This window comes from Pseudomonas sp. SWRI179, assembly GCF_014268705.1.
GTDB classification, from domain to species: Bacteria; Pseudomonadota; Gammaproteobacteria; order Pseudomonadales; family Pseudomonadaceae; genus Aquipseudomonas; species Aquipseudomonas zanjanensis.
On record NZ_JABWRA010000033.1, the window covers coordinates 48585 to 74298 of the forward strand.

Genomic DNA, 25714 nt, shown 5'->3' on the forward strand with positions numbered 1-25714 from the left:
TTCATTTCGGATCCGTTCATTGACCCATCACGCTGCCGTGACTTGCTCCCACCAACCGATCAAGCGGATGGCCTCTTCACTGCTGTCGCCGCACACCTCGATGTCGGCTTCGAACGCCGAGCATACCGCCGGGCGCTCCGACTGGCCGAAGATCTGGCACAGGTTATCGACGGACAATTGCACGCACCGTTCTCCCGCAGGCTTGCCTTGGGGCATCCCGGGGATAGGCGAACTGATAGAGGGGGCGATGCAACAGGCACCACAGCCTTCACGGCATTTCACGACAACCACATCCTCGCGACAGGTAATGATGAGTAACAGAACACAGAGTAACGGCTAAAACACTCGTTTTAAATTACCGCCTGCGTGTTTTTTTGCCCTTGGCGAGATGACCGAACGGTCAGTGACGAGCGGCACGCCTGTGAGAGGCCTACTGCTTGAATTCAAACTCCAGCGCCGCACCTTCCACCTCATTGCGCTCCTGATTGCGCAGTGGCAGCTGCATTTCATTGCTCAACAACCGGCCGTTGAGCTGGAACGGTCCGGGCTTATCTCCAAACATTGACGGCAAGAGCGGTTCACGCTTGGGCGGCTGCACCTTACCCGGTGGCTGCAGTTCCTCGACCATGTCACGGGGCAGGCTCAAGTCCAGCTTGGCCGGCGGCAATGGGGTCTTGGCGACTTCATGGGCGGATTTGCTCTTGGAAGCGACGGGCGCGCGCTTTTTCTTCGCCGCAGTCGCCTTTTTAGGGGAAGGCTTCTTGGCCGCTGCGGTTTTTTTCGGCGCGTTCTTCGTGGCACTGTCGGCCGGTTTTTCCTGCGTTGGAGCCGCCACGGCAACGCCTCCCATTTGGAAGGCACTCAACAGGCCGATCAAAACCCAGGCAACAGGAACAATGGCTTTCATAGACACAACGGCACTGACGGCAGAGATCCCCATGCTCGCCTGATAATCAGGCGCTGACAAGCACATCAAGCTAAGCCGCTGATTTCTATAGGAACCCGTTGGCCGTCTCTTGGCACAATTGTGTCGCCAACAATCCCAGCGTCATCAGGGCCCGCTCTGCCTCGCGGTTCCAGGGTGTGCCGCAGTTCAAGCGAATGCAGTGGTTGAACTGCTCGGTGTTGCTGAAGATAAGCCCTGGCGCGATGCTGATGCCTTGTTGCAACGCCCGCACATGCAATTCCTGGGTATTGACCCGCCCCGGTAGACTGACCCACAGGATGAACCCGCCAGTGGGACGGCTCATTTGCGTGCCTTCGGGGAAATACTGTTGCACCGCCAGCTGGAAAGCGCTGAGGTTCTTGCGGTACTCCTGGCGGATATAGCGCAAATGTCGGTCATAGCCGCCGTTTTCCAGGTACGCGGCGATGCCCATTTGCGTGACGCTGCATGCCGAGTGCGTGCTGAAGGTCTGGAGCCGCTGTATTTCCTGCTGGAATTTCCCCGCGATCATCCAGCCGATGCGCACGCCCGGTGACAATGTCTTGGAAAAACTCGAACAGTAGATGACCCGATCCAGTCGGTCGTAGGCCTTGAGGGCCTTGGTGCGCCCCTGCTCGAACATCAGCTCGCCATAGATATCGTCCTCGACGATCTGGATATCGAAGTCCGACGCCAGGCGCAGCAACTGCTTTTGCCGCTCTTCGGGCATGGTGCCGCCGAGGGGATTGCTCAGGCGCGTGGTCAGCACCAACGCCTTGATCGACCACTGGTTGGCCGCCAACTGCAAGGCCTCCAGGCTCATCCCGGTAACCGGGTCGCTGGGAATCTCGATGACCTTCAGGCCCAACAGATCCGCCAGTTGCAGCAAACCGTAGTAGGTCGGCGACTCGGCAGCGATCAAGTCCCCCGGCCGCGTCAGCACCCGCAAGGACATCTGTAGCGCATCGACGCAACCGTGGGTGATCACCACTTCGGAAGGGTCCACCACGACACCGGCATCGCGCATGCGAATCGCCACTTGGCGCCGCAACGGCTCGAAGCCCGGGCTGAACATGTAGCTGAACGCCCTCGGGCTGTGGAAGCGCGTGACCTTGGCCAATTGCTGATGCAAGGCCCGAACCGGCAGATAGTCGACGCTCGGCACCGCCGCGCCCAGGGGGAATACCCCTTCGCGGCGCGACTCGACCAATACCTGCTGGATGATGCTGCTGCGCGTCACCAGCCCCGGACGCTCAACCCGGGCAATGTCCGGCGTCGGTGCGGTCAGGGCCGGCGTCTGGTGAACGTAGTAGCCCGATTGCGGCCGTGCGCGAATCAACCCCTGGTCTTCAAGGTTCGCATAGGCCTGCAGCACCGTGGCGTGGCTGACGTTGAGCTGCGAGCTCATCTTGCGCACCGAAGGCACGCGTTCACCAGGCTGATACACACCGCGTCGGATGTCTTCAGCCAGCTGTTGAGCAATACGTTGATAGAGCAGGAGGTTGGTCATGACGCAGCACTCGATTTCACGGGCATTTTATTCTTGTCGGAAACGATACCGGAACAGTTTAGAAGTGTACTGGGACAGTTGCCAGATTACTCGACAGTACAGTGGAGTGACAGCTCTAACTGTACTCATCCTGCATCGATTGCAGGGCCAAAAAAACCCGGCGCCTTTTACAGGGGCCGGGTTTTCCAGTGACGCAGCCCTTAGCGGGCGGCGCCGAGCTGGCCTTTTTCGTCGGAGAACACAATTTCCACGCGACGGTTCTGTGCCCGGCCACGCTCGGAAGCGTTGACGTCCACCGGATACTCATCACCGTAGCCTTCGACCTGGATGCGTTTTTCATCAATCCCCAAGTCCACCAGCACATCCGCCACCGACTGTGCGCGGTCGCGGGACAGCTTGAGGTTTTCCTGCTTGCCGCCGGTGCTGTCGGTGTACCCCTCGATACGCACCACGCGCTTGGGGTTGAGCTGCAAGAACTGCACGATCTTGAGCACGACCCGGTTGGCCGAATTTTTCAGTTCCGCTTCGCCGGTGTCGAACAGCACGTCACCCAAGGTCATCACCAAGCCGCGATCGGTCTGGGTGGTCGCCATCGCCATGATCTGTTCTTCGAGCCATTTGCCCTGCTGCTGCACGCTCAACAATTTGGACTCACGCAAGGCCAACTGCAGGCGCTGGCGCTCCAGCTCGAGCTTCGCCGCGCGCTCTTCGTTGAGCACCTGGTTGCTGTGCTCCCGGGCGATCGCACTGTAGCGCTGGCTCAGGTAGGCGTAATGCTGCACATCCTGACCGCTGCCCCAGTAGCTGGACAGGCGATCGGCACGGGCCAGGGACTCGCCAGCGCGGATCACATCCCGGGGCGCGGCACGCAATACATTGGCGTCTTCCTTGACCTTCTGGAAATCGGTGCTGGCCTGTTCGAGCGCCGCTTCGCTGCGCTGGCCGGCACAGCCATACAAGCTGGCAAGGCTGGCGAGGACCAGGCCGCCCAATACGTGGGAGTGCTTCATTGGGCATCCTCCCTCAATTGTTTGCGCAAGCGCTTGATGCGGGTGTCGAGCACGTTCAGTTGCTCCTGGCTCTTGAGGGTCAGCACCTTCGCTTCGGCCAGTCGGGCGTCGAGCTCAGCCTGTTCGGCCCGCATGCGCGCCTTCTTGTAGGATTCGTCTGCCATATTGGATTTGGCGCGGGCGAATTTCTCTTCAGCCAGTTTCAATTCGGGCACTTCGTCGACAGTGGCGCCAACGGCCCGGGCTTGCTTCAATGCCTGTTCGGTCAGGCGGATCTGTTCATTCGGCGCCGGATCGGCTGCGCAGCCCGCCAGAGCCAGAACGGCCAGGGCAGCGAAAAGAGGTCGAATAGTCACTAATGTTCCCTACTGTTTGGGGGCACTGACAGGTGGCTGCAACTGTGTGTTCCAACGCTCGAGATTGCGCTGCAACACAGCCTCTGTCAGACCGGACGCGGCCAATTCTGTCATCTTTTGCGCCAGCTGTCCGCGTAACCATGGGTCATTGCAGGCGGAGTTATGGGAAACCGCGAGGAACAGCCCGGGCTTGTCCACCGGTTGCGATACGGCTTGCAGGTCGCTGGCCATCCCCAGTGTCTGCGCCATCGCCAGGCCCGAATAGCGCCCTGCCAGGACATATTCCACCTCTCCCAGCAGCAATTTCTGAAAGGCCTGGGTCAGGTTGGGCGTGCGCACCAGGGATAATTTCTGCTCGGCAAAGACGCCAAATCCTTGGGTCATGCGAGACTTTTCCGACAAGGCGCCGGAGTGACCGTGAAGATCGTCGGGCTGGTTGATGACCAGGCTCGAGTCCTTGCGTGTCCAGACCAGGTAATCGTTTTCCAGCAAGGGCGGATGAATGTAATCCAGCGCGTCAAGCCCGGTGGGGGTCAGCGGAGCGTCGGTGAGCAGGTCCATGCGCCCACTGCGCACTTCGTCCAACGCCTGGGCGCGCTTGCCGGCATACAGCAGTTCGATCTTGATCCCCAGCTCCGCCGCGACGTGCGCCAGCAGATCGGCACCGGCACCGATCAGGTGCTTGGGGTCTTGAGGGTCTTGCCAGAGGTAAGGCGGTGCGTCCGGGCTGCCGGTGGCGATCAGTCGTTCACATTTGCCGGCGGCGAAAGACAGGCCCGGCACGAACGCCAACGCCCACAGCAACGACCAGCCGGTCAAGCGACGCAGATCCATGGCGATAAGCTCCTCTGATGCGGAAAATAAAAAGCCCGGCCAAAGGGCCGGGCTCTTTATAAGTGAAGATGCCGGATTAGACCAGCTTCTCCAGCTCAGGGATGGCTTCGAACAAGTCCGCTACCAAGCCGTAGTCAGCCACCTGGAAGATCGGCGCTTCTTCATCCTTGTTGATCGCAACGATCACCTTGGAATCTTTCATGCCGGCCAGGTGCTGGATCGCGCCAGAGATACCGACGGCGATGTACAGCTGTGGCGCAACGATCTTGCCGGTCTGGCCGACCTGCATGTCGTTCGGCACGAAACCGGCGTCGACCGCGGCGCGGGAAGCACCGACGGCGGCGCCCAGCTTGTCGGCCAGGGCGTAGAGGTGCTTGAAGTTGTCACCGTTCTGCATGCCGCGACCGCCGGAAACGACGATCTTGGCAGCGGTCAGTTCAGGACGGTCGGACTTGGCCAGTTCTTCGTTGACGAAGCTGGAGATGCCGGCGTCGTGAGCAGCGCCTACGGCTTCAACCGCAGCCGAGCCACCTTCGGCGGCAACCGGGTCGAAACCGGTGGCACGGACGGTGATGACCTTGATCGCAGCGGTCGATTGCACGGTGGCAATGGCGTTGCCAGCGTAGATCGGACGCTTGAAGGTGTCAGCGCTTTCTACCGAGATGATCTCGGAGATCTGGTCGACGTCCAGTGCGGCAGCAACGCGCGGCAGGATGTTTTTGCCGTTGGAGGTGGCGGCAGCCAGGATGTGGCTGTAGCCCTTGCCTAGCTCGGCAACCAATGGCGCAACGTTTTCCGGCAACTGGTGAGCGTAGGCGGCGTTGTCGGCCGACAGCACCTTTGCCACGCCAGCGATTTTCGCAGCGGCTTCGGCAACGGCGCTTGCGCCCTGCCCGGCCACCAGAACATGCACGTCACCACCGATTTTGGCAGCGGCTGCAACGGTGTTCAGCGTGGCCGGAGCCAGCGCTTTGTTATCGTGTTCGGCGATTACCAAGATAGTCATAGTCAGATTACCTTCGCTTCGTTTTTCAGTTTCTCGACCAGTTCAGCCACCGACTTGACCTTGATGCCCGCGCTGCGTGCAGCCGGCGCTTCGACTTTGACGGTCTTGTTGGTGGAGGCGGTGGAAACACCCAAAGCATCCGGAGTCAGCACTTCAAGCGGCTTCTTCTTGGCTTTCATGATGTTTGGCAACGACGCATAACGCGGCTCGTTCAAACGCAGGTCGGTGGTGACGATGGCCGGCAGTTTCAGGGAAACGGTCTGCGCGCCGCCGTCGATCTCGCGGGTCACGGCAACGCTGTCGCCGGACACTTCGACTTTGGACGCGAAGGTGCCCTGACCGTAGCCGCTCAATGCCGCGAGCATCTGGCCGGTCTGGTTGTTGTCGCTGTCGATGGCCTGTTTGCCGAGGATCACCAGCGATGGCTGTTCCTTGTCGACAACGGCCTTGAGCAGCTTGGCCACGGCCAGGGAAGTCAGGTCTTCGGCGGATTCGACGAGGATGGCGCGATCGGCACCCAGGGCCAGCGCGGTGCGCAGTTGTTCCTGGGCGGTGGTCGGGCCGATGGAGACGACGACGATTTCCGTTGCCACGCCTTTCTCTTTCAGGCGGACGGCTTCTTCCACGGCGATTTCGCAGAAGGGGTTCATCGACATCTTGACGTTGGCGAGGTCGACGCCGGAGTTGTCCGCCTTGACGCGAACCTTGACGTTATAGTCGACCACTCGTTTGACAGCTACAAGAACCTTCATGGATTCCTCGTTACTCTCCGGTGAAAAAAAGTCGCCTAGGCGAACCTGGCGGTTGATGCTCATGGGCGCAAGGGCACCTCTAAAAACGCCGGCATGAACCACACATGACCCAGCTCACGGGAGTGAAGACCATTCGTCAGTGATGACCGATGAGTCATTCATTATCGCGGCGTGTAAACTGCGCCTCGGAACCGCGCAATACGTCACTTTGTGCTGCCTTCGCCCTGTCTTTAGAGGTGCTCTTGGAACCAACAGTCAGCCTACGGCGAGCGCAAAACCGCCCGTATCTTGACCGGAACGCCTATTCCGGTCAATACGGCAAAATGGTCAGTCATAAGCCGTACGTCAGTGATTTATCTGGGCTGCGGCAATTTCAAACAAACGTTTGTATTGGACCCTGAGAGTGGTGTAGATATAATGCGCCGCTTAAGAGAGACCCGCGTTTCATCCATTGCCGCTTTCGTCGCTTTTCGCGAAGGAAACAACGGATGCAACGCCAAACCTCCAATTAGAAAAACTGTGAGCCTTGAGTAGGAGATAGCCTGTGGAACGCGAATACATGGAATTCGACGTGGTCATCGTCGGTGCCGGCCCCGCTGGCCTGTCTGCCGCTTGCCGACTGAAACAGAAGGCCGCCGAAGCCGGTAAGGAAATCAGCGTCTGCGTGGTCGAAAAAGGTTCCGAAGTCGGCGCGCACATCCTCTCCGGCGCGGTGTTCGAGCCCCGCGCCTTGAATGAGCTGTTCCCGGACTGGAAAGAACTCGGCGCACCGTTGAACACGCCTGTCGTACGCGATGATATTTATGTCCTGAGAAACGCCGAGGCCGCGAGCAAAATCCCTGACTTCTTTGTGCCCAAGACCATGCACAACGAAGGCAACTATATTATTTCCCTGGGCAACCTGTGCCGCTGGCTGGCCCAGCAAGCCGAGAACCTGGGCGTGGAAATCTACCCGGGCTTCGCCGCCCAGGAAGCGCTGTTCGACGAAAACGGCGTGGTTCGCGGCATTATCACCGGCGACTTGGGTGTCGACCGCGAAGGCAATCCAAAGGAAGGCCTCTACACCCCCGGCATGGAATTGCGTGGCAAATACACGCTATTCGCCGAAGGCTGCCGTGGTCACATCGGCAAGCAACTGATCAAGCGCTTCAACCTGGACAGCGAGGCCGACGCCCAGCACTACGGCATTGGCTTGAAGGAAATCTGGGAAATCGACCCGGCCAAGCATCAACCCGGCCTGGTGGTGCACACTGCTGGCTGGCCGCTGGACATCATGGGCACCGAGAACACCGGCGGATCCTTCCTCTATCACCTGGAAAACAACCAGGTGGTGGTCGGCCTGATTATCGACCTGTCCTACAGCAACACCTTCCTGTCGCCGTTCGACGAGTTCCAGCGCCTCAAGCACCATCCGGTGCTCAAGCAGTACCTGGAAGGTGGCAAGCGCGTCAGCTACGGCGCCCGTGCCATCTGCAAGGGCGGCCTGAACTCGCTGCCAAAAATGGTCTTCAAGGGCGGTGCGCTGATCGGTTGCGACCTCGGCACCCTGAACTTCGCCAAGATCAAGGGCAGCCACACCGCCATGAAATCCGGCATGCTCGCCGCCGAGGCCGTGGCCGATCGCCTGTTCGCCGAGTCCGAAGGCGGTGATGAACTGACCGCCTACGTCGACAGCTTCAAGAACAGCTGGCTGTACGAAGAGCTGTTCGCCAGCCGCAACTTCGGTGCGGCGATTCACAAATACGGCGCGATCATCGGTGGCGGCTTCAACTGGCTCGACCAGAACATCTTCGGCGGCAAGATTCCGTTCACCCTGCATGACAACAAGCCCGACTACGCGTGCCTGAAACTGGCGGCCGATTGCAAGAAGATCGACTACCCGAAACCAGACGGCAAGATCAGCTTCGACAAACTCAGCTCGGTGTTCATCTCCGGTACCAACCACGAAGAAGAACAACCCTGCCACCTGAAGCTGACCGACCCGAGCATCCCGATCAGCAAGAACCTGCCGCTGTACGACGAACCGGCCCAGCGCTACTGCCCGGCTGGCGTGTACGAAGTGGTGACCAAGGAAGACGGCGAGAAGCGCTTCCAGATCAACGCCCAGAACTGCGTCCACTGCAAGACCTGCGACATCAAGGACCCTGCGCAGAACATCACCTGGGTATCGCCGGAAGGCGCTGGCGGGCCGACTTACCCGAACATGTAAGCCGACACGCCGAACATCGAGGCTCCCGCAATGGGGGCCTTTTTGTTGCCTGTGACCCAACAAGCACCGCAGTTTAAAATGTGGGAGCGGGCTTGCTCGCGAAAGCGGTGTATCAGTCAACAAAAATGTTGGGAGATACGCCGCTTTCGCGAGCAAGCCCGCTCCCACAGGGATCCTGAGTGGATCAGGCCGCGCGCTCCTCCCCGGGATTACGCTCGAAGTAGCGCTTGTATTCGCGACTGAACTGCGACGGGCTCTGATACCCCACCTGGTGCGCGACATGGGCCACACTCATGCCCTCGCACATCAGCAGGCGCTGGGCCTTGAGCAGGCGCAACCGCTTGAGGTACTGCACCGGCGACAGCAAGGTGCTGCGCTTGAAATGCTCATGGAAGGTCGAAGCGCTCATGTTCGCGCAACTGGCCAAGGTCTCGACGTTCAGTGGTTCGGTGAAATGCGCATGCAGATGGCTCAGGGCCGCGGCAATCCGGGCGAACTGACCTTGCTGCTCCACCAGCGCCCGCAGCACATCAGCCTGGGGACCGCGCAACGCGACGAACAGCAACTCCCGCAACCGCGCCTGGCCCATGACCTGGCATTCCAGCGGATCGTGCAGGCAGCGCAACAAGCGTTCGACACACCCACGCATGGCGTCATCGAGCACTGCGCAGGTCATGGATTCCGGTGTCTGGGGCGGTAGATTCCGACCTGGCATCAACCCCATGGAAAGCACCAACTCCCCCAACATCGCTCGATCGATCGCAACGGAAACGCCATACAGCGGAGCATTGGGCATGGCGTAGGTTTCGCATTCGAACGGCACCGGCAAGGCCTGGATCAGATAATGCCCGGCGCCATATTCCATTGTGCGTGGCCCCAGGTAGGCCAGTTTGCTGCCTTGGGCGATGATCACCAGGCTCGGTTCGTAGAGCTGCGGGCCACGAGCGACGTCCTGGCTGGCACGCAGCGCGTGCACGCCAGGCAGTCGTGTAGGGACGAAACCGTCGCGGGTCGCCAAGGGTTCTATCAGTGAAACCAGCGTGGCGTTGGCATCGAGATGGCGGGTCAACAACATGGGCAAAAACTTCACGAAAAATGGGATGAAACCATCATCGCAGGTCTAGCGTCACATGGAATCAAATCCTGGCCAATGCCGGAGGATTAGGCATGACAGGCGGAGGAATCGCCATCGCCGCCTGCCGCCATGACTCCCAGAATGGATTCCCTCACCGTTCACTGCTTAGCGAGGTCCATCATGTACACAGCCATCGGCTATGCCGCCCAATCAGCCACCACTCCCCTCGCCCCCATGAAGTTCGAGCGTCGCAGCCCGCGAGCCGATGATGTGGCGATCGATATTCTCTACTGCGGGGTCTGCCACTCCGACATCCACCAGGCCCGCAATGAATGGGGCATTGCCGTCTACCCGCTGATGCCCGGCCACGAAATCATCGGAAAAGTCACCGCCGTCGGTGCGAATGTTACCGCTCACAAAGTCGGCGACTTGGTCGGTGTGGGCTGTATGGTCGACTCCTGCCGCGAGTGCGAAGCGTGCCGGGCGGACTTGGAGCAATACTGCTTCGAAGGCATGACCCAGACCTACGCCAGCCCGGACCGCGTCAGTGGTGGCCACACCATGGGCGGTTATTCCGACAGCATCGTGGTCAGCGAGCACTTTGTGCTGCGCATCCCGCAAACACTCGACCCGGCCAGCGCCGCACCGCTGCTGTGCGCCGGCATCACCACCTATTCGCCCCTCAAACACTACGGCGTGAAGGCTGGCGACAAGGTCGGCGTGCTGGGCATGGGCGGCCTGGGCCACATGGGCATCAAGTTCGCCAAGGCCATGGGCGCAGAAGTGACGTTGTTCACCCGCTCGGCGAGCAAGGCTGAAGAAGCCCGTCGTCAGGGCGCGGACCATGTGATCGTGTCCACCGACGCCGAACAGATGGCGGCTGCCGCCGGACGTTTCAATTTCCTGCTGGACACCATTCCGGTGCAGCACGACCTCAATCCCTACCTAGACACGCTGCATTTCGACGGTGTACACATCATCGTGGGCCTGGTCGAGCCGGTCGACCCACCGGTACACGCGGCAAAACTGATCATGGGTCGCCGAGTGCTGGCCGGCTCGCTGATCGGCGGTATCGCAGAAACCCAGGAAATGCTGGATTTCTGCGCCGAGCACAACATCAGTTGCGACATTGAAATGCTCGACATCCGCCAGATCAACGAGGCCTACAGCCGCATGATCGCCGGGGACGTGAAGTACCGCTTCGTCATCGACATGGCGACGCTCAAGGCCTGACGCTCGTCAGACCTTGGCGCCCAGCTCCGCCGACAGCCGGGCTGTGACCCCTTTGACCAGGGGAATCAGCTCGGCCATCTTTTCCAGCGGCATGTACGGCACGGTGCTGGCGATGCTGATACCGGCGACGATGCGCTTGCCCGCGTCTCGAATCGGCGCCGCCACACAACGAATCGACGGCTCGTTGTCTTCCAGGTCGAAGGCATAGCCCCCCGCCACGTATTCCACCATCCGTTGCTGGAACTGTTCCCAGGATTGCTCCTGATGCTGGGGCCAGAACTGATTCTTCCCACCCGCCGGCAGGCTGATTTCATACAGCCGCTTCCATTGTTCCTGCGAATCATCGAGCATCAGCGCCTTGCCGATCCCGGTGCGCGCCAACGGCATGCGATGGCCTACGCGCGAGCGCATTTCCGGGCCGTTGCGCCCCGGATTCTTCAGCAGGTACAAGACTTCGTCGCCCTCGCGAATCGCCAGGTGAACGGTGTCCCCGGTCAGCGCCGACAGCTCGTCCAGGTACGGCCCCGCCAGGCTCACCAGGGGCAGTTCTTCCCGGGCCTGGAAACCCAGCTCGATCAACTTCGGCCCCAGCAGGTAACCCACTTGCGGCACCACGCGCAGGTAACGTTCGTCCACCAGGCAACTGGCCAGGCGATGGGTGGTGCTGCGGGTGGTGCCGATCAGCCGGGCGATTTCCTTCAAGTCACGGGCGCCACTGGCGACCGCCTGGACCACGCCCAGGCCACGCAGCAATGTCTGCGTGCCGGTAGGCGCGGCGTCCTTGGTGATTTTTGGATCGTCTTGCTGCATAGCCGACCTTCAACAGTGAGCGGGGAACGGGCGGCATTATGGTCGCCCGCCCCGTCGGACTACAACTCGATGCGCTCGACCTTCCCGACCAGCAGGATGTAGGACAGCGCGCCAGCCAATGCCAGGACAGCGATATAGGTAATGGCCGGGGCAAACGAATCGCCGCTGGCGAGGAAGCCAATGACAATCGGCGTGGCGATGGCCGCCAGGTTACCGATGAAGTTGAACACCCCGCCGGTCAACCCGAGCAATCGCGCCGGTGCCAAGGTGGAAACCAGCGACCACGTGATCGACGCCAGGCCATTGCCGAAGAACGCCAGGGCCAGGAAGGCGATCACCAGCGGCGTCGATTCGACATAGTTGGCACCAATGATCGCCGTGGAAATCAACAGCCCACCAATGATCGGCAGTTTGCGGGCAAAGCCCACCGTGGCGCCGCGGCGAATCAGCCAGTCGGAGAAGAACCCGGAGCACAGCACGCCGACAAACGCCGCGAGGAACGGCAACGACGCCAGCAAGCCAGACTTGATGAAGTCCATGCCGCGATATTTCACCAGGTAGGTCGGAAACCACGTCAGGAAAAACCACAGCGTGGAGTTGAGGCAGAACTGCCCCAAGTAAATGCCCCACAACTTGCGTTGGGTCAGGACGATGCCTAGGTCGGCCCAGCTGAACTTGGCCTTGACCTTGGCAGTCTCGGCCTGGATGTCCACCAGCCCGCCGCCTTCGCGGATCAGCTCGATTTCGGCGGCGTTGGCGCCTTTGAAATCCCGCGGCTCGCGATACGCCGCGTACCAGATCACTGCCCAGAGAATGCCCACCGCGCCTGTGGCGACAAACACCATGTGCCAACCGAAGGTGTGCTGCAACCAGGCCAATACCGGGGTCAGGAAAGCCAGCCCGACGAATTGCCCGGAGGTGTAGAAACCGATGGCCGTGGCCCGCTCACGCTCGGGAAACCAGGTCGTCACCACGCGGCTGTTGATTGGATAGGCCGGCGCTTCCAGGGCTCCGACCGCCATGCGCAGCACGAACAACGCGATGAAGCTGGAGACGAACCCCAGCATCACCGTCGCCACCGACCACAGCAGCAACGCCACGCTGTAGAGGATGCGCGGCGGCACCCGGTCCACCAGCCAGCCGCCAGGAATCTGCATGGCGGCGTAGGTCCAGCCGAACGCGGAGAAAATAAGTCCGACATGAATCGGGTCGATGCCCAGGTCACTGGTTAGCGCGGGGGCGGCAATCGAGAGGTTACTGCGGTCCAGGTAGTTGATCACCACGGTGATGAACAGCAGGACCATGATGAAAAAACGCTTGCGGCTAGGCGTCACCAACGACGCCTGCGCGCTCAGGGTGTGCGCTTGCATGTGAGGTGCCTCTTTTTATGTTTATTGAGGAATTCGGGAGCGTTGGGATAATCCCTCTGCATAAGGAGGTTGAGGGTGGGAGCGGGCTTGCTCGCGAAAGCGGTGTGTCTGCGATACATCCGCTAGCTGACACAGTGCCTTCGCGAGCAAGCCCGCTCCCACAAGGGAACCGAGTTGCCTCAGTACTCACTCACCACTCGGCAAAACTGCCATCGGCATGGCGCCAGATCGGGTTGCGCCAGCGGTGGCCGATGGCCGCGCGTTCGATGACGTATTCCTCGTTGATCTCGATGCCCAGGCCCGGGCCATTGGGAATCTTCACGAAGCCCTTGTCGTAGTCGAACACCTGCGGATCCTTGATGTAATCCAGCAGGTCGTTGCTCTCGTTGTAGTGGATGCCCAGGCTCTGCTCCTGGATGAACGCGTTGTAGCAGACCGCGTCCAGTTGCAGGCACGCCGCCAGGGCGATGGGACCCAGCGGGCAGTGCAGCGCCAGCGCCACGTCGTAGGCCTCGGCCATGTTGGCGATCTTGCGGGTTTCGGTGATGCCGCCGGCGTGGGACGCATCCGGCTGGATGATGTCCACGTAGCCTTCGCTGAGTACGCGCTTGAAGTCCCAGCGCGAGAACAACCGCTCGCCGAGGGCAATCGGGGTGCTGGTCAGCGGCGCCAATTCCTTGAGGGCTTCGTAGTTTTCGCTGAGTACCGGCTCTTCGATAAACATCAGTTTGTAAGGGTCGAGCTCCTTCATCAGCACCTTGGCCATCGGCTTGTGCACGCGGCCGTGGAAGTCCACGCCAATGCCAACGTTCGGCCCGACCGCATCACGCACCGCCGCCACGTTGGCCAGGGCCAGGTCGACTTTTTCGAAGGTGTCGAGAAACTGCAACTCTTCGGTGCCATTCATTTTCACCGCGGTGAAGCCCCGCCCTACAGCCTCTTTCGCCGCGCGGGCGGTGTCCGCTGGCCGGTCGCCGCCGATCCACGAATACACGCGGATCTTGTCCCGCACCTGGCCGCCCAGCAAATCGCTGACCGACACGCCCAGGGCCTTGCCCTTGATGTCCCACAACGCCTGGTCGATGCCGGCCAGGGCGCTCATGTGGATGGCGCCGCCGCGGTAGAAGCCGCCGCGATAGAGCACGGTCCAGATGTCTTCGATGTTGCGTGGGTCTTTGCCGATCAGGTAGTCGGACAATTCCTCGACAGCCGCCGCCACCGTGTGGGCACGGCCCTCGACCACGGGCTCGCCCCAACCGGTCACGCCCTCGTCGGTCTCGACCTTGAGGAAGCACCAGCGCGGCGGAACGATAAACGTGGTCAGCTTGGTAATTTTCATCTTGTTGTCTCTCTTGTCAGATGCAGCGCGCGGGGCGCTGGAAAAATCTTCAGTTCAAGGCATTCCATGCGGCCACGTAGGCCTTGGCGCGTACCGCCACTTCATCCGCTGTCAGGCCCGGCTTGAACAGCCCGGAACCGAGGCCGAAACCCTTGACGCCGGCTTCGACGAACACCGCCATGTTGTCCGGCGTAATCCCGCCCACCGGCACCAGCACGGTCCCGGCCGGCAACACCGCGAGCCAGGCCTTGACCACCGCCGGGCCCATTTGCTCGGCGGGAAACATCTTCAGTACATGGGCGCCTTCGGCCAGCGCGGCAAAGGCTTCGGTGGGCGTGGCGACGCCGGGCGACAGGTACAAGCCCGCCGCTTTCGCCGCACGCAGCACCTTCGGGTCGCTGTGGGGCATGACGATCACTTGGCCGCCAGCGGCTTTCACCTGCTCGACCTGTTCCGGCGTGAGCACGGTGCCGGCACCGATCAGGCAATCGGCGGGCAAGGTGCTGCGCAGGATGCGGATACTTTCGTACGGTTCGGGGGAATTGAGCGGCACTTCGATTACACGAAATCCGGCGTTGTACAGGACCTCGCCGATGGCCGCCGCCTCTTCGGGACGCAAGCCACGCAGGATCGCGATCAACCCGTTGTGCGCCAGTGCTTGTGTGAGCATGTCAGACCTCCAGTCAGGTTCAGGGGGCGGTGGAATCGAGCAACCCGGCCGCCACGGCCAGTTGCCACAAACCGCGTTCGGTGGCCTGTTCGGCCAGGACCACCCGGGCGAAGCCGCAGGCGTCGAGGGCCCGTTGATAACGGACACAGAGTTGGGAGTTGCCGATCAGCACCACCGTCGGCAGGTGCAGGCTGTCGCGACGACGGCGCTGCACCTCGGCCAGCGCTGCCAGCTCATGGCCGATCAACAGGCCCGAGAGGTAATCCGCCTGGGCACTGGCCACCAGCTCGCCGGTCAAGCCCAGGCTGCGGGCGCTGAACACGGTGGACAACGGGCCGATCTGGCCGTCCACCGACAGCGCCACTTGCACGCCACGGTCAAACGCCACGCCATCGAAGGTCGTCCCCCGTTGCTGGGTGCGGCCGAGAATGCTGTGGTCACTGAGGACGGCGAAGATCTCGCCGGTCATGAAGGTATCGAAATGCACAATGCAGCCATCGGCCACTTCCACCCATTTCGAATGACTGCCAGGCAGGCCGATCAGCACCGCTTCATCCGGCAGGCTGTGCAAGGCACCGAGCACTTGGGTTTCTTCGCCGCGCATGACATTGGGCAAACGTGAACGCTGGATCACGCCGGGCACGATGTGCACATCGACGCCGCGAAGGCTGCGAACGGTTTGTAGGGAATGTCCGAGATTGGCGACGTTGGCGGGTGTGTCGCAGTAAGGCGCTTCGCGCCAGCCCTGAGCACTGCCCACCATGCCGCAGGCAATCACAGGCAAGCCCGGTTGAGCATCGAGCCAGTCGCCGCAGGCCTCGTCGAAGGCCAGCTCGAAACCGTCGATGCAGACCCGGCCGGCAACGGTTCGTGGCCCGGAGGGCAACTGCATGATCCCCGACGACAGCGAACGCTGCTCGAGCACCTCGCCACCGGCTGCGAGTTTGTAAGCCCGTAATGAGGTGGTCCCCCAATCGAGCGCGATCAATTGCGCCTGCATCCGCTTCACCTGTTTTGTTTTTTGGCAGTGAGTGGAACGGACTATAAACCTGGGGGCGACAGAATCTCAATATATAAATAACACTCCCATATATTGGGATTTTGATAAGCCAACCGCAAAGCCAATCGCCATCCGTCCAAGACCCTGCTAGTTTTCTGGTCGGACGCTAAACAACTCAGGGAAAAAGTAATGGGACAACTGCTGAAAATCCTCGGCCGCACTTCCTCGATCAACGTCAGAAAAGTGCTGTGGACCTGCCAGGAACTGGACATCGCCTACGAGCGCGAAGACTGGGGTATCGGCTTTGCCTCGACCCATGACCCGGCGTTCCTGGCCTTGAACCCGAATGCCCAGGTGCCGGTGATCATTGATGAGAACGGTGTGCTCTGGGAGTCGAACACTATTTGTCGCTACCTGGTGGGCAAGCAGGGGCGCAGCGATCTGCTGCCCGTCGAACCTGCCGCACGGGCACGCATCGAGCAGTGGATGGACTGGCAGGCTACGGAACTCAATCCTTCCTGGGGCGATGCGTTTTACGGATTGGTGCGCAAACACCCGGACTACCAGGACCCACAGCTCATCGCCGCGGGCGTCAAAGGCTGGAACGAGAAGATGGGTTTGCTGGAACAGCAGTTGAACCGCACCGGTGCCTACGTGGCCGGTACGGAATTTTCCCTGGCTGATGTGCTTATCGGGCTTTCGGTGCATCGCTGGCGGCAGACGCCCATGGAGCGCCCCGACTATCCGGCCGTGGCCGCCTACTGCAAACGTCTCGATCAACGACCAGGATTTGCCGAGTACGCATCCGCCGCGCACTCATGAAGGGCTCAGTTGCCGTTAGCGAAATCCCGTAGCACCTTGCCGTCCATTCGGTAGCGCACCCACTCTTCCTGTGGTTGCGCGCCGAGGGATTTATAGAAATCGATGGCCGGCGTGTTCCAATCCAGCACGCTCCATTCGAAGCGGCCGCAATCGTTGTCGCAGGCGATCTTCGCCAAGTGGCGCAACAATGTCTTGCCCGCCCCGCCACCGCGCTGCTCGGGCGTGATGTACAGGTCCTCCAGATACAGACAGTTGCTGCCCAGCCAGGTGGAATAGCTGAAGAAAAACACCGCGAAACCGATCGGCACGCCGTCACGCAGGCAGATCAGCCCGTGGGCGGTTGCGCCTTCGCTAAAGAGGCTGCGCTCGATGTCGGCCACACTGGCGATGACTTCGTGGCGGGCTTTTTCGTAATCGGCCAACTCGGTGATGAAGGCAAGGATTTGAGGCGCATCGCTGGGTTGCGCAGGACGGATCTCGATCGACATGAACAGGCCTTGTAGCCAATTGAAAGCGCCATACTAAGCCGCTGCGCGGCGCTCGTCACATACCGATCCAACTATTTGATCGCGGGCGCACGGCTCTTCCCAAAACTGCCATTCGTCGCGCCCAAGGCACCAACGCCAAGCCGCCAAGGCCCAAGATCAGGTAAGCATTCTGAAAAATGGAGGCGACACCCATGATCACTTCAAGGCTGACCGCATTCACCTTCGCCGCGCTGCTGTCCTCGACGGCCTTCGCGGCCTCTACCGACGGCACTGGGCCAACCGACCCCGTGCAAGCGCCAAACTCCCCTGCCACGCAAGGCCTGCCCAAGTTGAACACCGACGGCACCGGTGGCGGTAGCCTGAACAATGGCCAGCCACCGGCCACCGGCACCGATCCACGCGTGCAGGGCAATGACACCGGGCGCCAGGGTGGCATGAATACGCCGGACTCCACCGCACCGGATAACGCCGAGACCGGAGTGGGCTCGAAAACCACGACCGGTGGCTCGGGTTCCGAAGGTGGCGCCGCCAGCCAGTAGCCTTTGCCCGGACATTTGAGGAGGAACATCCCATGCCTCGTGGAAGCAAAGACAAATACACCGACAAGCAAAAACGCAAGGCCGAGCACATCGAAGAAAGTTATGAGCAAAAAGGTGTGTCGGAGGGCGAGGCCGAAGCTCGGGCCTGGGCGACGGTGAACAAGCAGTCCGGTGGCGGCGAACGCTCCGGTGGCTCAGGCAAGGAAAAACCGGCGGCGGCCAAGAAAACCGACCGCAAGGAATCAGCCCGCCGCGCCGCCAAGACCCGCGAAGGTCACCCACGCACCAGCAAAGCCTCCCATGGGGCCCAGACGGTGGACAGCTTGATGAAGGAAGCCCGGGCGAAAAACATTCCCGGACGTTCGAAGATGCGCAAGCAGGAACTGGTCGAAGCGTTGCGCAAGGCCGGGTGATGGTTGGCGTCAGGGATACCCGTTTCGCGAGCAGGCTCGCTCCCATACTGGTTCTGCACTGCGCCGAAGTTCTGAGCCTGGCACAAGAACCTGTGGGAGCGAGCCTGCTCGCGAAAGCGTTGGGTCAGCTAAGGTAGTGTTGAATGTGCCGACGCCTTCGCGAGCAAGCCCGCTCCCACATGGGGTCTGTGCTGTGCCTAGGTCCTGAGCCTAACACTAAAAACCTGTGGGAGCGGGCTTGCTCGCGAAAGCGGTAGGTCAGCTAAGGAAGTGTTGAATGTGCCGACGCCTTCGCGAGCAAGCCCGCTCCCACATGGGGTCTGTGCTGTGCCTAGGTCCTGAGCCTGACACTAAAAACCTGTGGGAGCGGGCTTGCTCGCGAAAGCGGTAGGTCAGCTAAGGAAGTGTTGGATGTGTCGACGCCTTCGCGAGCAGGCTCGCTCCCACATTGAATCTTCGGTATGCCTGAGCTTTGCGCCTGGCACAAAACCCTGTGGGAGCGAGCTTGCTCGCGATGGTGGCAGATCAGTCGTTAGTAATCCCTACTGCCTAGCGCTGCTTCAACCGGTCAATCACCACCGCCAGCAACAGGATCGAGCCGCGGATGACGTATTGGTAGAAGGTGTCGATGTTCTTCAGGTTCATCGCGTTTTCAATGATCGCCAAAATCAGCACGCCGGCGATGACGTGGCGAATCATGCCGATGCCGCCGCTCAACGACACCCCGCCCAGCACGCAGGCCGAGATCACGGTCAACTCGAAGCCCTGGCCGATCATCGGCTGGCCCGAGGTCATGCGCGACGCCAGGATGACCCCGGCCAAGGCGCCGATCAGGCCATGCACGGCAAAGATAATGATCTTGGTGCGATCAACGTTCACCCCCGCCAGCAACGCCGCTTCCTGGTTGCCACCGATGGCCATGGTGTTGCGCCCGTAAGTGGTGTAGTTCAGCAGCCAGCCGAAAAACAGGAAGCAGACGATGGTGATCAGGATCGGCACCGGCACGCCGAACAATTGGCCATTGCCGAACACGAAAAACGATTCCTGGGACACCCCCACCGCCTTGCCGTTGGCAAAGATGTAGGCCAGGCCGCGGACGATCTGCATCGTCGCCAAGGTGGTGATCAAGGCGTTGACCCGCAGCTTGGCGATGACGATGCCGTTGATCAGGCCGACGATCAGCCCCATCGCCAGCGCCGCGCTGACGCCGAGGAACACGCTGTTGGTGTCGCGCATCACCACCGCCGCGACGACGCCGGCACAGGCAATCACCGAACCGACCGACAAGTCGAAGTGCCCGGACGCCAGGCAATACAACATGGTGCAGGCCGCGATACCGGTGGTGGAGATCGCCAGGCCCAGGCCGCGCATGTTCAGCGGCGACAGGAAGTTATCGATCATCAGGGTGCAGAGCACGAAGATCCCGATGGCGGCCAACAGCATGACCCAGTCGTCGAGGAAACGGCGCAGGTCCAGGGGTTTGCGTGCCGTTGGCAGTGCATTGTTTTGAATGGTCATGATTTACCTCTCAGTTCGCCGCGTCGGCAACGCGTTGGCGCGGCAGCGCCAGTTGCAGCAGGTTGGATTCGTTGGCCTGGTCGCGCGGCAGCTCGCCACGCATGGCCCCTTCGCAGAGCACCAGGATTCGGTCGGAAATGCCCATCACTTCCATCAGGTCGCTGGACACCACAATCACCGCGATGCCGTCCGCCGCCAGGTTGTGGATAATCTGATAGATCTCCGCCTTGGCGCCGATGTCGATGCCACGGGTCGGTTCGTCCAGCAGCAGGACTTTCATCGGCATCGACAGCCAGCGACCGAGAATCGCCTTCTGCTGATTGCCGCCGGACAGGTACATGATTTTCTGGCTGGCCGCTGGCGTCTTCACCTTCAGCGACTTGATTTGCTTGTCGGCATTGCCCCGTTCCCAATCACCGCGCAACAGGCAGCCGAGGGTCGAGTGGGACGGTCGGGCGCTGATGTTGATGTTCTCGCCCACGCTGCCCAACGGGATGATGCCTTCCTTCTTGCGATCTTCCGGGCACAGCAGCACGCCAGCGGCAATGGCATCCCGTGGCGAACGCAGTTTCAGTTCCTGGCCGTGCAGGACCAGGCTGCCCTCGCTCTGGCGCTCCAGGCCACTGAGCAAGCGAAACAGCTCGGTACGACCGGCGCCGACCAACCCGAACAAGCCGAGGATCTCGCCCTTGTGCACCTGGAAACTCACCGGTTCGCGCAAGCCCGGCCCCAGCAGGCCCTTCACTTGCAGCGCCACATCGCCGCGTTCCCGAGGACGGTAATCATAGATGTCCTGGATATCGCGGCCGACCATGCAGGTGACCAACTGATCGTGGGTCAGCTCGCTCATGTTCTCGAAGGTCCGCACGTAACGACCGTCCTTGAACACGGTCACCGCATTACAGATACGGAACACCTCTTCCATGCGGTGGCTGACGTACAGCACCACTTTGCCCTCATCTCGCAAGCGGGCGATGATCGCCATCAAACGGTCGATTTCCCGGGCCGACAGGCTACTGGTGGGTTCGTCGAAAGCAATGACATGGGCGCCACGGGACAAGGCCTTGGCGATTTCCACCAATTGCCGTTGGCCGAGGGACAGGCGACCGACTTTTTCCTGCGGGTCGATTTCGTCGGCCAGGCCTTTGAGCAGCGCCAGCGCCTGCTGGCGCAGCACGCCACGGTTGACCAGGCCGAAACGCGCCGGCAAATGGCCGAGAAACAGGTTTTCCGCGACGGTCATTTCCGGCACCAGGTGCAGTTCCTGGTGAATCACCGCCACCCCGCTGGCGATGCTGTCGGCGGTGCCTTTGAAGGCCATCGTCTGTTCGCCGATCTGCAGGTCGCCACTGCTTGGGATGTAGGCGCCACCGAGGATCTTCAGCAACGTGGACTTGCCCGCGCCGTTCTCGCCCATCAAGGCATGCACCTGCCCCGGATGCGCGACGAAACTGATATTGGCCAGCGCCTGCACGCCGGGAAAGGATTTGCCGATCCCGTTGAACCGCAAGCTGCCGCCGATGTTGTGTTGCCGTGTCGCTGTTTGCGCTTGCATAACCACCTCGAACTTACAGAGATCAAGCGACCCCGCCACTCATGTGGCCAGGGCCGCTTTTGAATCAACCGACCGTCAGTTCCACAGGCCGATCTTTTCCAGCTCCTGCTTGAAGTTCTCCCGGGTGATCAGCGTCACCTCGTCCATGGCGGTGTACTTCGGCGGTTCCTTGCCGGTGGTGATCCACTCGTACATCATTTCGGCGGTCTTGTAGCCTTCGATGTGCGGGCTTGGCAGCATCGAACCGAAGAAGCCGCTGTCAGGCTTTTTCAGCTCACCGATGGCGTCGGTACCGTTGATGCCGACGCCGATCACGTTGGCTGCCTTGAACCCGGCCGCTTCAGTGGCGCGTACGCCGCCCAGCACGGTGTTGTCGTTCATGCCGCCGATGATCAGGTTTTTCGCGGCGCTAGGCAGCTTCACCAGCGCCGAGTTGGTGGAGTCCATGCTGCCGGGTACGTCGAGGGTCTTGAGCGCCGTAAACAGGATATGGTCTTCCGGCATCCCGGCCTTCTTCAGGGCATCGACCGAACCGTCGGTGCGCTTCTTGCCGGTGTCCAGCTCGTTGAAGGTGTTGATCACCGCGTAGGTATCTTTCCACTCCCAATTACGCTTCTTCGCTTCAGCGGCCATGGCGGCGCCCTGCTTCTGGCCCACCTCGAACGCGGCCATGCCCAGGTACGGCACGTCTTCCATGAACTTGCCGTTGGCGTCGACGAAACGGTCGTCCACGGCAATGACCTTGAGATCGTTGAGCTTGGCCTTGGCCATGATGGCTGGGCCGAGGGACACGTCCGGCGGGCAGATCACGAAGCCCTTGGCGCCGTTGGCGGCCAGGCTGTCGATGGCCGAGAGGGTTTTCTCGCCGTCAGGCACGGCGATCTTGATCAGTTGGAAGCCTTTATCCTTGGCCGCCTTCTCGGCAAACGCCCACTCGGTCTGGAACCAAGGCTCCTCGGCCTGCTTGACCAGGAAACCAATTTTTACCGCATCGGCCGCCAGCAAGTGGCTGCTGAGGCTGAACGCGGTAACCGCCAGGGCGGCGCGACACAGGGAACGGATCCCACGACGATGTTTCATAGTTGACTCCTTGTTTTTTTTATTGAAAGCCAAACGTCCAGGGTCTGCTCCACCGTCGGTGGAAATACGCAGGCTGGGCGGTTACATCAAGTTGCTACACAGCATAGGCCTAAATAGTCATATCGTATGATGATTGGATTACAGGCGAAGTTTCCCACTGCAATCCAAGAATATTCAGTCGTGGTACATGACTGAACGTCCTCCATCGATGGTGATGCATGAGGCATTGATGAAGGGTGCTTCGTCACTGGCCAGGAACACGGCCGTCATCGCCACTTCGATCGGTTGCCCGACGCGCCGTGGCGGGTGCATATCCAGCGCACGTTGGCGTTCGGCGTGGGGATCGGCAAAGCCGTTCCAGTAGTCGACGTTCAGCTGGGTCTCGATGTAACCCGGAGCGATGGCATTGACGCGTACCCCTTTGGGCGCGTATTCGATGCCCAGGGCGCGAGTCAGGCCGAGCAGGCCGTGCTTGGCCACCGGGTAAGGGAAACAGCCGGGAATGATGTGGGACGAATGGACGGAGGCAATGTTGATGATGCTGCCCACGCCCTGCTCGATCATCTGTGGCAGCACCGCCTTGCAACCGTACCAGGCGCCATCCAGGTCGATGGCGAAGCAGCGGCGCCAGTCCTCTTCGGTCATTTCCAGCGGGTCGCGGAAGACGTTGACGCCGGCGCAGTTGACCAGCACATCGATGCGACCGTGCAGCTCGACGGCGCGACGGGCCATGGCCTGCAAGTCTTGTTGCTTCGACACATCGGCCTGCAACGCTTGCACATCGGCCCCACGCTCACGCCAGTGGGCGGCCACCGCCTCGACTTTCTGCGCCTGGATGTCACTGATCACCAGTCGGGCCTGTTGCGAGGCGAACGCCGCGACGATGGCTTCGCCAATGCCTTGGGCGGCGCCGGTCAACAGCACGACCTTGTCTTTCAGGCGTTCGCCCTTCGGTGGCTCCGGCACGGGCGGCAAGACCAAGGGCTCAGCCATGGCTCAAGACTCCTGCATGCGGGCACGACGAAAACCGGGCATCCACGGATGACCGGCGCAAAGGCGCTTGGAAGAACAGTGGCCGGCGTACGCCGCCGGGGCGTACGGGGAAAGATCGTTGCATCACTTCACCTGTTTTGTTTTTTTAGTGTGAGTGCGTATTGCCGATGGAGCCGACTATAAACCCGGCCGCCAAATAATCTCAATATATATATTTACATCCCATATTTTGGGATTTATCCCGCGAATCTTGTACAAGCCACGCCAGGCACATCGACACGCATCGACAGCACCGCACCGTCCAGCGGATGACCCAAGGGGCTCGCCGCGCTGGTGATGTACAACGTCTTGAGGTCTTCGCCGCCGAACACACAACTGGTCGGTCGGCTGACGGGCAATTCGATCACCCGGTCGACCTGCCCGTCCGGCGTCAGCCGCAGCAGGCAACTGCCGTCCCAGCGGGCGTTCCAGATATAGCCCCGGGCATCCATCGCCGAGCCATCCGGGCCGCCACGCGGGTGTGGGCCGAACCAGACCTCGGCCGGCGCGAGATTGCCTTCCGGATAGATAAAGTGCCGATACACCGTGCCGTCCAGGCTGTCGCCGAAATACACCGTGGTGCCATCGGGGCTCCAGAGCAACGTGTTGGGGATGCCCAACCCGCGCAACAAGGGCATGACCCGACCGTCGCCACCGACGCGAAACAGGCCACCGGACCGTTGTTCGATCGGCAAGTCCTCGCCGTCGGCACCGATGTTGTTTTGCATGGTGCCGAGCCAGAGTTGGCCCAGGGCATCGCAACGGGCCTCATTGGCACGATTACCCAGTTGGGGGTCGGCCATGCACAGCAGCGTCAGGCGCGGCTCAAGGCCCGGCGAATCAAGATCGAGGCGATAGACGCCACTGCTCAGGGTTACCAGTGCGTCGCCACTTTGGGTCGGTATGAAGGCGGACACATGCTCGGGCATCTGCCAGATCTCCACGTTGGCGCCGATCAGCCGCAGTGCCTGCTTGCCAGCGATATCGACCCAATACAACGCTTGGGTCGGCGCATCCCAGAAGGGCCCCTCGCCCAACTTCGCCCGGTGTTCCGTCACAGCCGTCCACTTCATTGAAACCTCCCGTTCCCGACTTGCCCGGCGGCGTCTGTTCGACCGGCCATGACATTGGGGTAAAAGCGTTTGATCGCCAGGTCAGCGTTATCGATCAGGGTCATGCAGGCCCAGACACCCCGGGCCGCGTCACGGGCGGCGATGGCGTCGGCGATGTCCTTGTGGATGGGCAAGGTGCGGCGCAGTTCATCCGGGTCGGCCGCCGACACCTCGAACGACACCGCCAGCAATGCACCGAGGGCCGGGACCATTTGTTCGATGAATTGATTATGGCTGGCGGCCAGGATGCACTCATGGAAAAACTGGTCGGCGCGGTTGTAATCGGCGCCGCTGTCCACTGCCCGTTCCAGGGCATGGTAGGCCAGGCGGATCGCCTGCACCTGATCGGCCGTGGCCCGCTCACAGGCCCAGCGCACCGCCATCGGCTCGATGGTACGGCGCAGGTCCAGCAAGTCGTCGACGAAGTTTTCCGGAAGGCCGCTGCGTGACAGCCAGCCCACCACTTGAGGGTCGAACAGGTTCCAGCGGCGCACCGGCAATACCCGCGTGCCGACTTTCGGCCCGACTTCCAGCATGCCTTTGGCCACCAGGGTCTTGATCGCCTCGCGAATCACTGTGCGACTGACGCCCAGTTGCTCGCCCAAGTCCGCTTCGACCTTGATGGTTTGCCCAGGCTTGACCTGGCCAGCGGCGATCCAGCCCCCCAGCCAATCGACGGTCGATGCGTGAAAACTGCTGGACATGAAAACCCCGCGGGCCACTCTTATTGGTGGCCCACGCTAATCATCATATGATTGGGTGTCAATTTGAATTTTGCATAACCCTGTGGGAGCGAGCCTGCTCGCGATAGCGGTGGGTCAGCTAAGAAGATGTTGGCTGTGCTGGCGCCTTCGCGAGCAAGCCCGCTCCCACAGTAGATTCCGGGCGTTCACATTATTAGCGTTCACCACAGCTCGCTCCCACAGGTTTGGTGGTGCACACAGATAGTGCAGGCGCTCCAAATTTACTGTGGGAGCGGGCTTGCTCGCGATAGCGATCCTTCAGCCGACGCGGATGTTGGATCAACCCTCACTTCCACAAGGGATCAGGGCTCGA

The 25714-nt window shown here is 61.1% G+C and carries 26 protein-coding genes; 5 read left to right on the forward strand and 21 right to left on the reverse strand.

Annotation, left to right across the window (positions count from 1 at the left end):
* Positions 1-27: 27 nt before the first annotated feature.
* The 8 genes from HU767_RS18770 to HU767_RS18805 all read right to left on the reverse strand — a co-directional run bounded on the left by HU767_RS18770 (position 28) and on the right by HU767_RS18805 (position 6393).
* Positions 28-282 carry a YkgJ family cysteine cluster protein gene (locus HU767_RS18770; RefSeq protein ID WP_186707222.1) on the reverse strand — a complete coding sequence of 85 codons (255 nt, stop codon included), beginning with the start codon at positions 280-282 and terminating at the stop codon, positions 28-30.
* A gap of 148 nt (positions 283-430) precedes the next feature.
* A complete protein-coding gene (locus tag HU767_RS18775) occupies positions 431-907 on the reverse strand; it encodes a translation initiation factor 2 (protein ID WP_186707221.1) in 477 nt (158 codons plus the stop codon).
* A gap of 85 nt (positions 908-992) precedes the next feature.
* The gene (locus HU767_RS18780) at positions 993-2435 is read right to left on the reverse strand and encodes a PLP-dependent aminotransferase family protein (protein WP_014339472.1); all 1443 of its coding nucleotides are present in this window, start codon (positions 2433-2435) and stop codon (positions 993-995) included.
* A gap of 200 nt (positions 2436-2635) precedes the next feature.
* On the reverse strand, positions 2636-3445 hold the full coding sequence (locus HU767_RS18785) for an OmpA family protein (protein WP_186707220.1): 810 nt from the start codon (positions 3443-3445) through the stop codon (positions 2636-2638).
* The gene (locus HU767_RS18790) at positions 3442-3801 is read right to left on the reverse strand and encodes a DUF4398 domain-containing protein (RefSeq protein WP_186707219.1); all 360 of its coding nucleotides are present in this window, start codon (positions 3799-3801) and stop codon (positions 3442-3444) included. The genes HU767_RS18785 and HU767_RS18790 overlap by 4 nt, the downstream gene beginning before the upstream one ends.
* Positions 3802-3810: 9 nt before the next feature.
* On the reverse strand, positions 3811-4635 hold the full coding sequence (locus HU767_RS18795; protein WP_186730201.1) for a transporter substrate-binding domain-containing protein: 825 nt from the start codon (positions 4633-4635) through the stop codon (positions 3811-3813).
* Positions 4636-4711: 76 nt separating this feature from the next.
* The gene (locus HU767_RS18800) at positions 4712-5641 is read right to left on the reverse strand and encodes an FAD-binding protein (protein ID WP_053123770.1); all 930 of its coding nucleotides are present in this window, start codon (positions 5639-5641) and stop codon (positions 4712-4714) included.
* A gap of 2 nt (positions 5642-5643) precedes the next feature.
* Positions 5644-6393, reverse strand: coding sequence for an electron transfer flavoprotein subunit beta/FixA family protein (locus HU767_RS18805; RefSeq protein WP_003179445.1), 750 nt, complete (start codon positions 6391-6393; stop codon positions 5644-5646).
* Between the two features lie 544 nt (positions 6394-6937).
* On the opposite strand from HU767_RS18805, the gene HU767_RS18810 reads away from it, so the two are divergent.
* Entirely contained in the window at positions 6938-8602 is a 1665-nt protein-coding gene (locus HU767_RS18810; RefSeq protein WP_186707217.1) for an electron transfer flavoprotein-ubiquinone oxidoreductase, read from the forward strand.
* 184 nt (positions 8603-8786) lie between these two features.
* On the opposite strand, the gene HU767_RS18815 is transcribed toward HU767_RS18810, so the two are convergent.
* The gene (locus tag HU767_RS18815; RefSeq protein WP_186730202.1) at positions 8787-9677 is read right to left on the reverse strand and encodes an AraC family transcriptional regulator; all 891 of its coding nucleotides are present in this window, start codon (positions 9675-9677) and stop codon (positions 8787-8789) included.
* 180 nt (positions 9678-9857) lie between these two features.
* Here HU767_RS18815 and HU767_RS18820 point away from each other — a divergent pair, with 180 nt between their 5' ends.
* A complete protein-coding gene (locus HU767_RS18820; RefSeq protein ID WP_186707215.1) occupies positions 9858-10910 on the forward strand; it encodes an NAD(P)-dependent alcohol dehydrogenase in 1053 nt (350 codons plus the stop codon).
* Between the two features lie 6 nt (positions 10911-10916).
* On the opposite strand, the gene HU767_RS18825 is transcribed toward HU767_RS18820, so the two are convergent.
* The 5 genes from HU767_RS18825 to HU767_RS18845 form a co-directional block, all read right to left on the reverse strand.
* On the reverse strand, positions 10917-11720 hold the full coding sequence (locus HU767_RS18825) for an IclR family transcriptional regulator (RefSeq protein WP_013693986.1): 804 nt from the start codon (positions 11718-11720) through the stop codon (positions 10917-10919).
* Between the two features lie 59 nt (positions 11721-11779).
* Positions 11780-13090, reverse strand: coding sequence for an MFS transporter (locus tag HU767_RS18830; protein ID WP_186730203.1), 1311 nt, complete (start codon positions 13088-13090; stop codon positions 11780-11782).
* Between the two features lie 190 nt (positions 13091-13280).
* Positions 13281-14429 carry a galactonate dehydratase gene (gene dgoD / locus HU767_RS18835; protein WP_186707213.1) on the reverse strand — a complete coding sequence of 383 codons (1149 nt, stop codon included), beginning with the start codon at positions 14427-14429 and terminating at the stop codon, positions 13281-13283.
* A gap of 49 nt (positions 14430-14478) precedes the next feature.
* On the reverse strand, positions 14479-15099 hold the full coding sequence (locus HU767_RS18840) for a 2-dehydro-3-deoxy-6-phosphogalactonate aldolase (protein WP_186707212.1): 621 nt from the start codon (positions 15097-15099) through the stop codon (positions 14479-14481).
* A gap of 19 nt (positions 15100-15118) precedes the next feature.
* Positions 15119-16099, reverse strand: a complete 981-nt coding sequence (locus HU767_RS18845) for a 2-dehydro-3-deoxygalactonokinase (RefSeq protein WP_186707211.1) — start codon at positions 16097-16099, stop codon at positions 15119-15121.
* 189 nt (positions 16100-16288) lie between these two features.
* Here HU767_RS18845 and HU767_RS18850 point away from each other — a divergent pair, with 189 nt between their 5' ends.
* The gene (locus HU767_RS18850) at positions 16289-16921 is read left to right on the forward strand and encodes a glutathione S-transferase (RefSeq protein WP_186730204.1); all 633 of its coding nucleotides are present in this window, start codon (positions 16289-16291) and stop codon (positions 16919-16921) included.
* Between the two features lie 5 nt (positions 16922-16926).
* Here the strand turns inward: HU767_RS18850 and HU767_RS18855 are convergent, their stop codons facing one another.
* Positions 16927-17409, reverse strand: coding sequence for a GNAT family N-acetyltransferase (locus tag HU767_RS18855; RefSeq protein ID WP_030137727.1), 483 nt, complete (start codon positions 17407-17409; stop codon positions 16927-16929).
* A 191-nt stretch (positions 17410-17600) separates the two neighbouring features.
* On the opposite strand from HU767_RS18855, the gene HU767_RS18860 reads away from it, so the two are divergent.
* Both HU767_RS18860 and HU767_RS18865 read left to right on the forward strand, forming a co-directional pair.
* Entirely contained in the window at positions 17601-17948 is a 348-nt protein-coding gene (locus HU767_RS18860; RefSeq protein ID WP_186707209.1) for a hypothetical protein, read from the forward strand.
* Between the two features lie 32 nt (positions 17949-17980).
* The gene (locus HU767_RS18865; RefSeq protein WP_186707208.1) at positions 17981-18361 is read left to right on the forward strand and encodes a Rho termination factor N-terminal domain-containing protein; all 381 of its coding nucleotides are present in this window, start codon (positions 17981-17983) and stop codon (positions 18359-18361) included.
* Positions 18362-18910: 549 nt separating this feature from the next.
* Here the strand turns inward: HU767_RS18865 and araH are convergent.
* The 6 genes from araH to HU767_RS18895 all read right to left on the reverse strand — a co-directional run bounded on the left by araH (position 18911) and on the right by HU767_RS18895 (position 25362).
* Positions 18911-19879 carry an L-arabinose ABC transporter permease AraH gene (gene araH / locus HU767_RS18870; RefSeq protein WP_025214842.1) on the reverse strand — a complete coding sequence of 323 codons (969 nt, stop codon included), beginning with the start codon at positions 19877-19879 and terminating at the stop codon, positions 18911-18913.
* A 10-nt stretch (positions 19880-19889) separates the two neighbouring features.
* The gene (gene araG / locus HU767_RS18875) at positions 19890-21434 is read right to left on the reverse strand and encodes an L-arabinose ABC transporter ATP-binding protein AraG (RefSeq protein ID WP_186707207.1); all 1545 of its coding nucleotides are present in this window, start codon (positions 21432-21434) and stop codon (positions 19890-19892) included.
* A 75-nt stretch (positions 21435-21509) separates the two neighbouring features.
* Positions 21510-22514, reverse strand: coding sequence for a substrate-binding domain-containing protein (locus tag HU767_RS18880; RefSeq protein ID WP_186707206.1), 1005 nt, complete (start codon positions 22512-22514; stop codon positions 21510-21512).
* 174 nt (positions 22515-22688) lie between these two features.
* Complete coding sequence (locus tag HU767_RS18885; protein ID WP_186707205.1) at positions 22689-23507, reverse strand: SDR family oxidoreductase; 819 nt, start codon at positions 23505-23507, stop codon at positions 22689-22691.
* A gap of 236 nt (positions 23508-23743) precedes the next feature.
* Positions 23744-24619, reverse strand: coding sequence for an SMP-30/gluconolactonase/LRE family protein (locus HU767_RS18890; protein WP_186707204.1), 876 nt, complete (start codon positions 24617-24619; stop codon positions 23744-23746).
* Entirely contained in the window at positions 24616-25362 is a 747-nt protein-coding gene (locus HU767_RS18895; protein ID WP_060741242.1) for a FadR/GntR family transcriptional regulator, read from the reverse strand. The genes HU767_RS18890 and HU767_RS18895 overlap by 4 nt, the downstream gene beginning before the upstream one ends.
* Positions 25363-25714 lie beyond the last annotated feature (352 nt).

Bases quoted from the DNA above. Each gene is read 5' to 3' on its own strand.
- araH (WP_025214842.1), bottom strand. From the start codon at position 19,879: ATGACCATTCAAAACAATGCACTGCCAACGGCACGCAAACCCCTGGAC.
- HU767_RS18855 (WP_030137727.1), bottom strand. From the start codon at position 17,409: ATGTCGATCGAGATCCGTCCTGCGCAACCCAGCGATGCGCCTCAAATC.
- dgoD (WP_186707213.1), bottom strand. From the start codon at position 14,429: ATGAAAATTACCAAGCTGACCACGTTTATCGTTCCGCCGCGCTGGTGC.
- HU767_RS18775 (WP_186707221.1), bottom strand. From the start codon at position 907: ATGAAAGCCATTGTTCCTGTTGCCTGGGTTTTGATCGGCCTGTTGAGT.
- HU767_RS18885 (WP_186707205.1), bottom strand. From the start codon at position 23,507: ATGGCTGAGCCCTTGGTCTTGCCGCCCGTGCCGGAGCCACCGAAGGGC.
- HU767_RS18840 (WP_186707212.1), bottom strand. From the start codon at position 15,099: ATGCTCACACAAGCACTGGCGCACAACGGGTTGATCGCGATCCTGCGT.
- HU767_RS18860 (WP_186707209.1), top strand. From the start codon at position 17,601: ATGATCACTTCAAGGCTGACCGCATTCACCTTCGCCGCGCTGCTGTCC.
- HU767_RS18850 (WP_186730204.1), top strand. From the start codon at position 16,289: ATGGGACAACTGCTGAAAATCCTCGGCCGCACTTCCTCGATCAACGTC.
- HU767_RS18890 (WP_186707204.1), bottom strand. From the start codon at position 24,619: ATGAAGTGGACGGCTGTGACGGAACACCGGGCGAAGTTGGGCGAGGGG.
- HU767_RS18780 (WP_014339472.1), bottom strand. From the start codon at position 2,435: ATGACCAACCTCCTGCTCTATCAACGTATTGCTCAACAGCTGGCTGAA.
- HU767_RS18895 (WP_060741242.1), bottom strand. From the start codon at position 25,362: ATGTCCAGCAGTTTTCACGCATCGACCGTCGATTGGCTGGGGGGCTGG.
- HU767_RS18805 (WP_003179445.1), bottom strand. From the start codon at position 6,393: ATGAAGGTTCTTGTAGCTGTCAAACGAGTGGTCGACTATAACGTCAAG.
- HU767_RS18820 (WP_186707215.1), top strand. From the start codon at position 9,858: ATGTACACAGCCATCGGCTATGCCGCCCAATCAGCCACCACTCCCCTC.
- HU767_RS18845 (WP_186707211.1), bottom strand. From the start codon at position 16,099: ATGCAGGCGCAATTGATCGCGCTCGATTGGGGGACCACCTCATTACGG.
- HU767_RS18865 (WP_186707208.1), top strand. From the start codon at position 17,981: ATGCCTCGTGGAAGCAAAGACAAATACACCGACAAGCAAAAACGCAAG.
- HU767_RS18830 (WP_186730203.1), bottom strand. From the start codon at position 13,090: ATGCAAGCGCACACCCTGAGCGCGCAGGCGTCGTTGGTGACGCCTAGC.
- araG (WP_186707207.1), bottom strand. From the start codon at position 21,434: ATGCAAGCGCAAACAGCGACACGGCAACACAACATCGGCGGCAGCTTG.
- HU767_RS18785 (WP_186707220.1), bottom strand. From the start codon at position 3,445: ATGAAGCACTCCCACGTATTGGGCGGCCTGGTCCTCGCCAGCCTTGCC.
- HU767_RS18800 (WP_053123770.1), bottom strand. From the start codon at position 5,641: ATGACTATCTTGGTAATCGCCGAACACGATAACAAAGCGCTGGCTCCG.
- HU767_RS18815 (WP_186730202.1), bottom strand. From the start codon at position 9,677: ATGTTGTTGACCCGCCATCTCGATGCCAACGCCACGCTGGTTTCACTG.
- HU767_RS18880 (WP_186707206.1), bottom strand. From the start codon at position 22,514: ATGAAACATCGTCGTGGGATCCGTTCCCTGTGTCGCGCCGCCCTGGCG.
- HU767_RS18795 (WP_186730201.1), bottom strand. From the start codon at position 4,635: ATGGATCTGCGTCGCTTGACCGGCTGGTCGTTGCTGTGGGCGTTGGCG.
- HU767_RS18825 (WP_013693986.1), bottom strand. From the start codon at position 11,720: ATGCAGCAAGACGATCCAAAAATCACCAAGGACGCCGCGCCTACCGGC.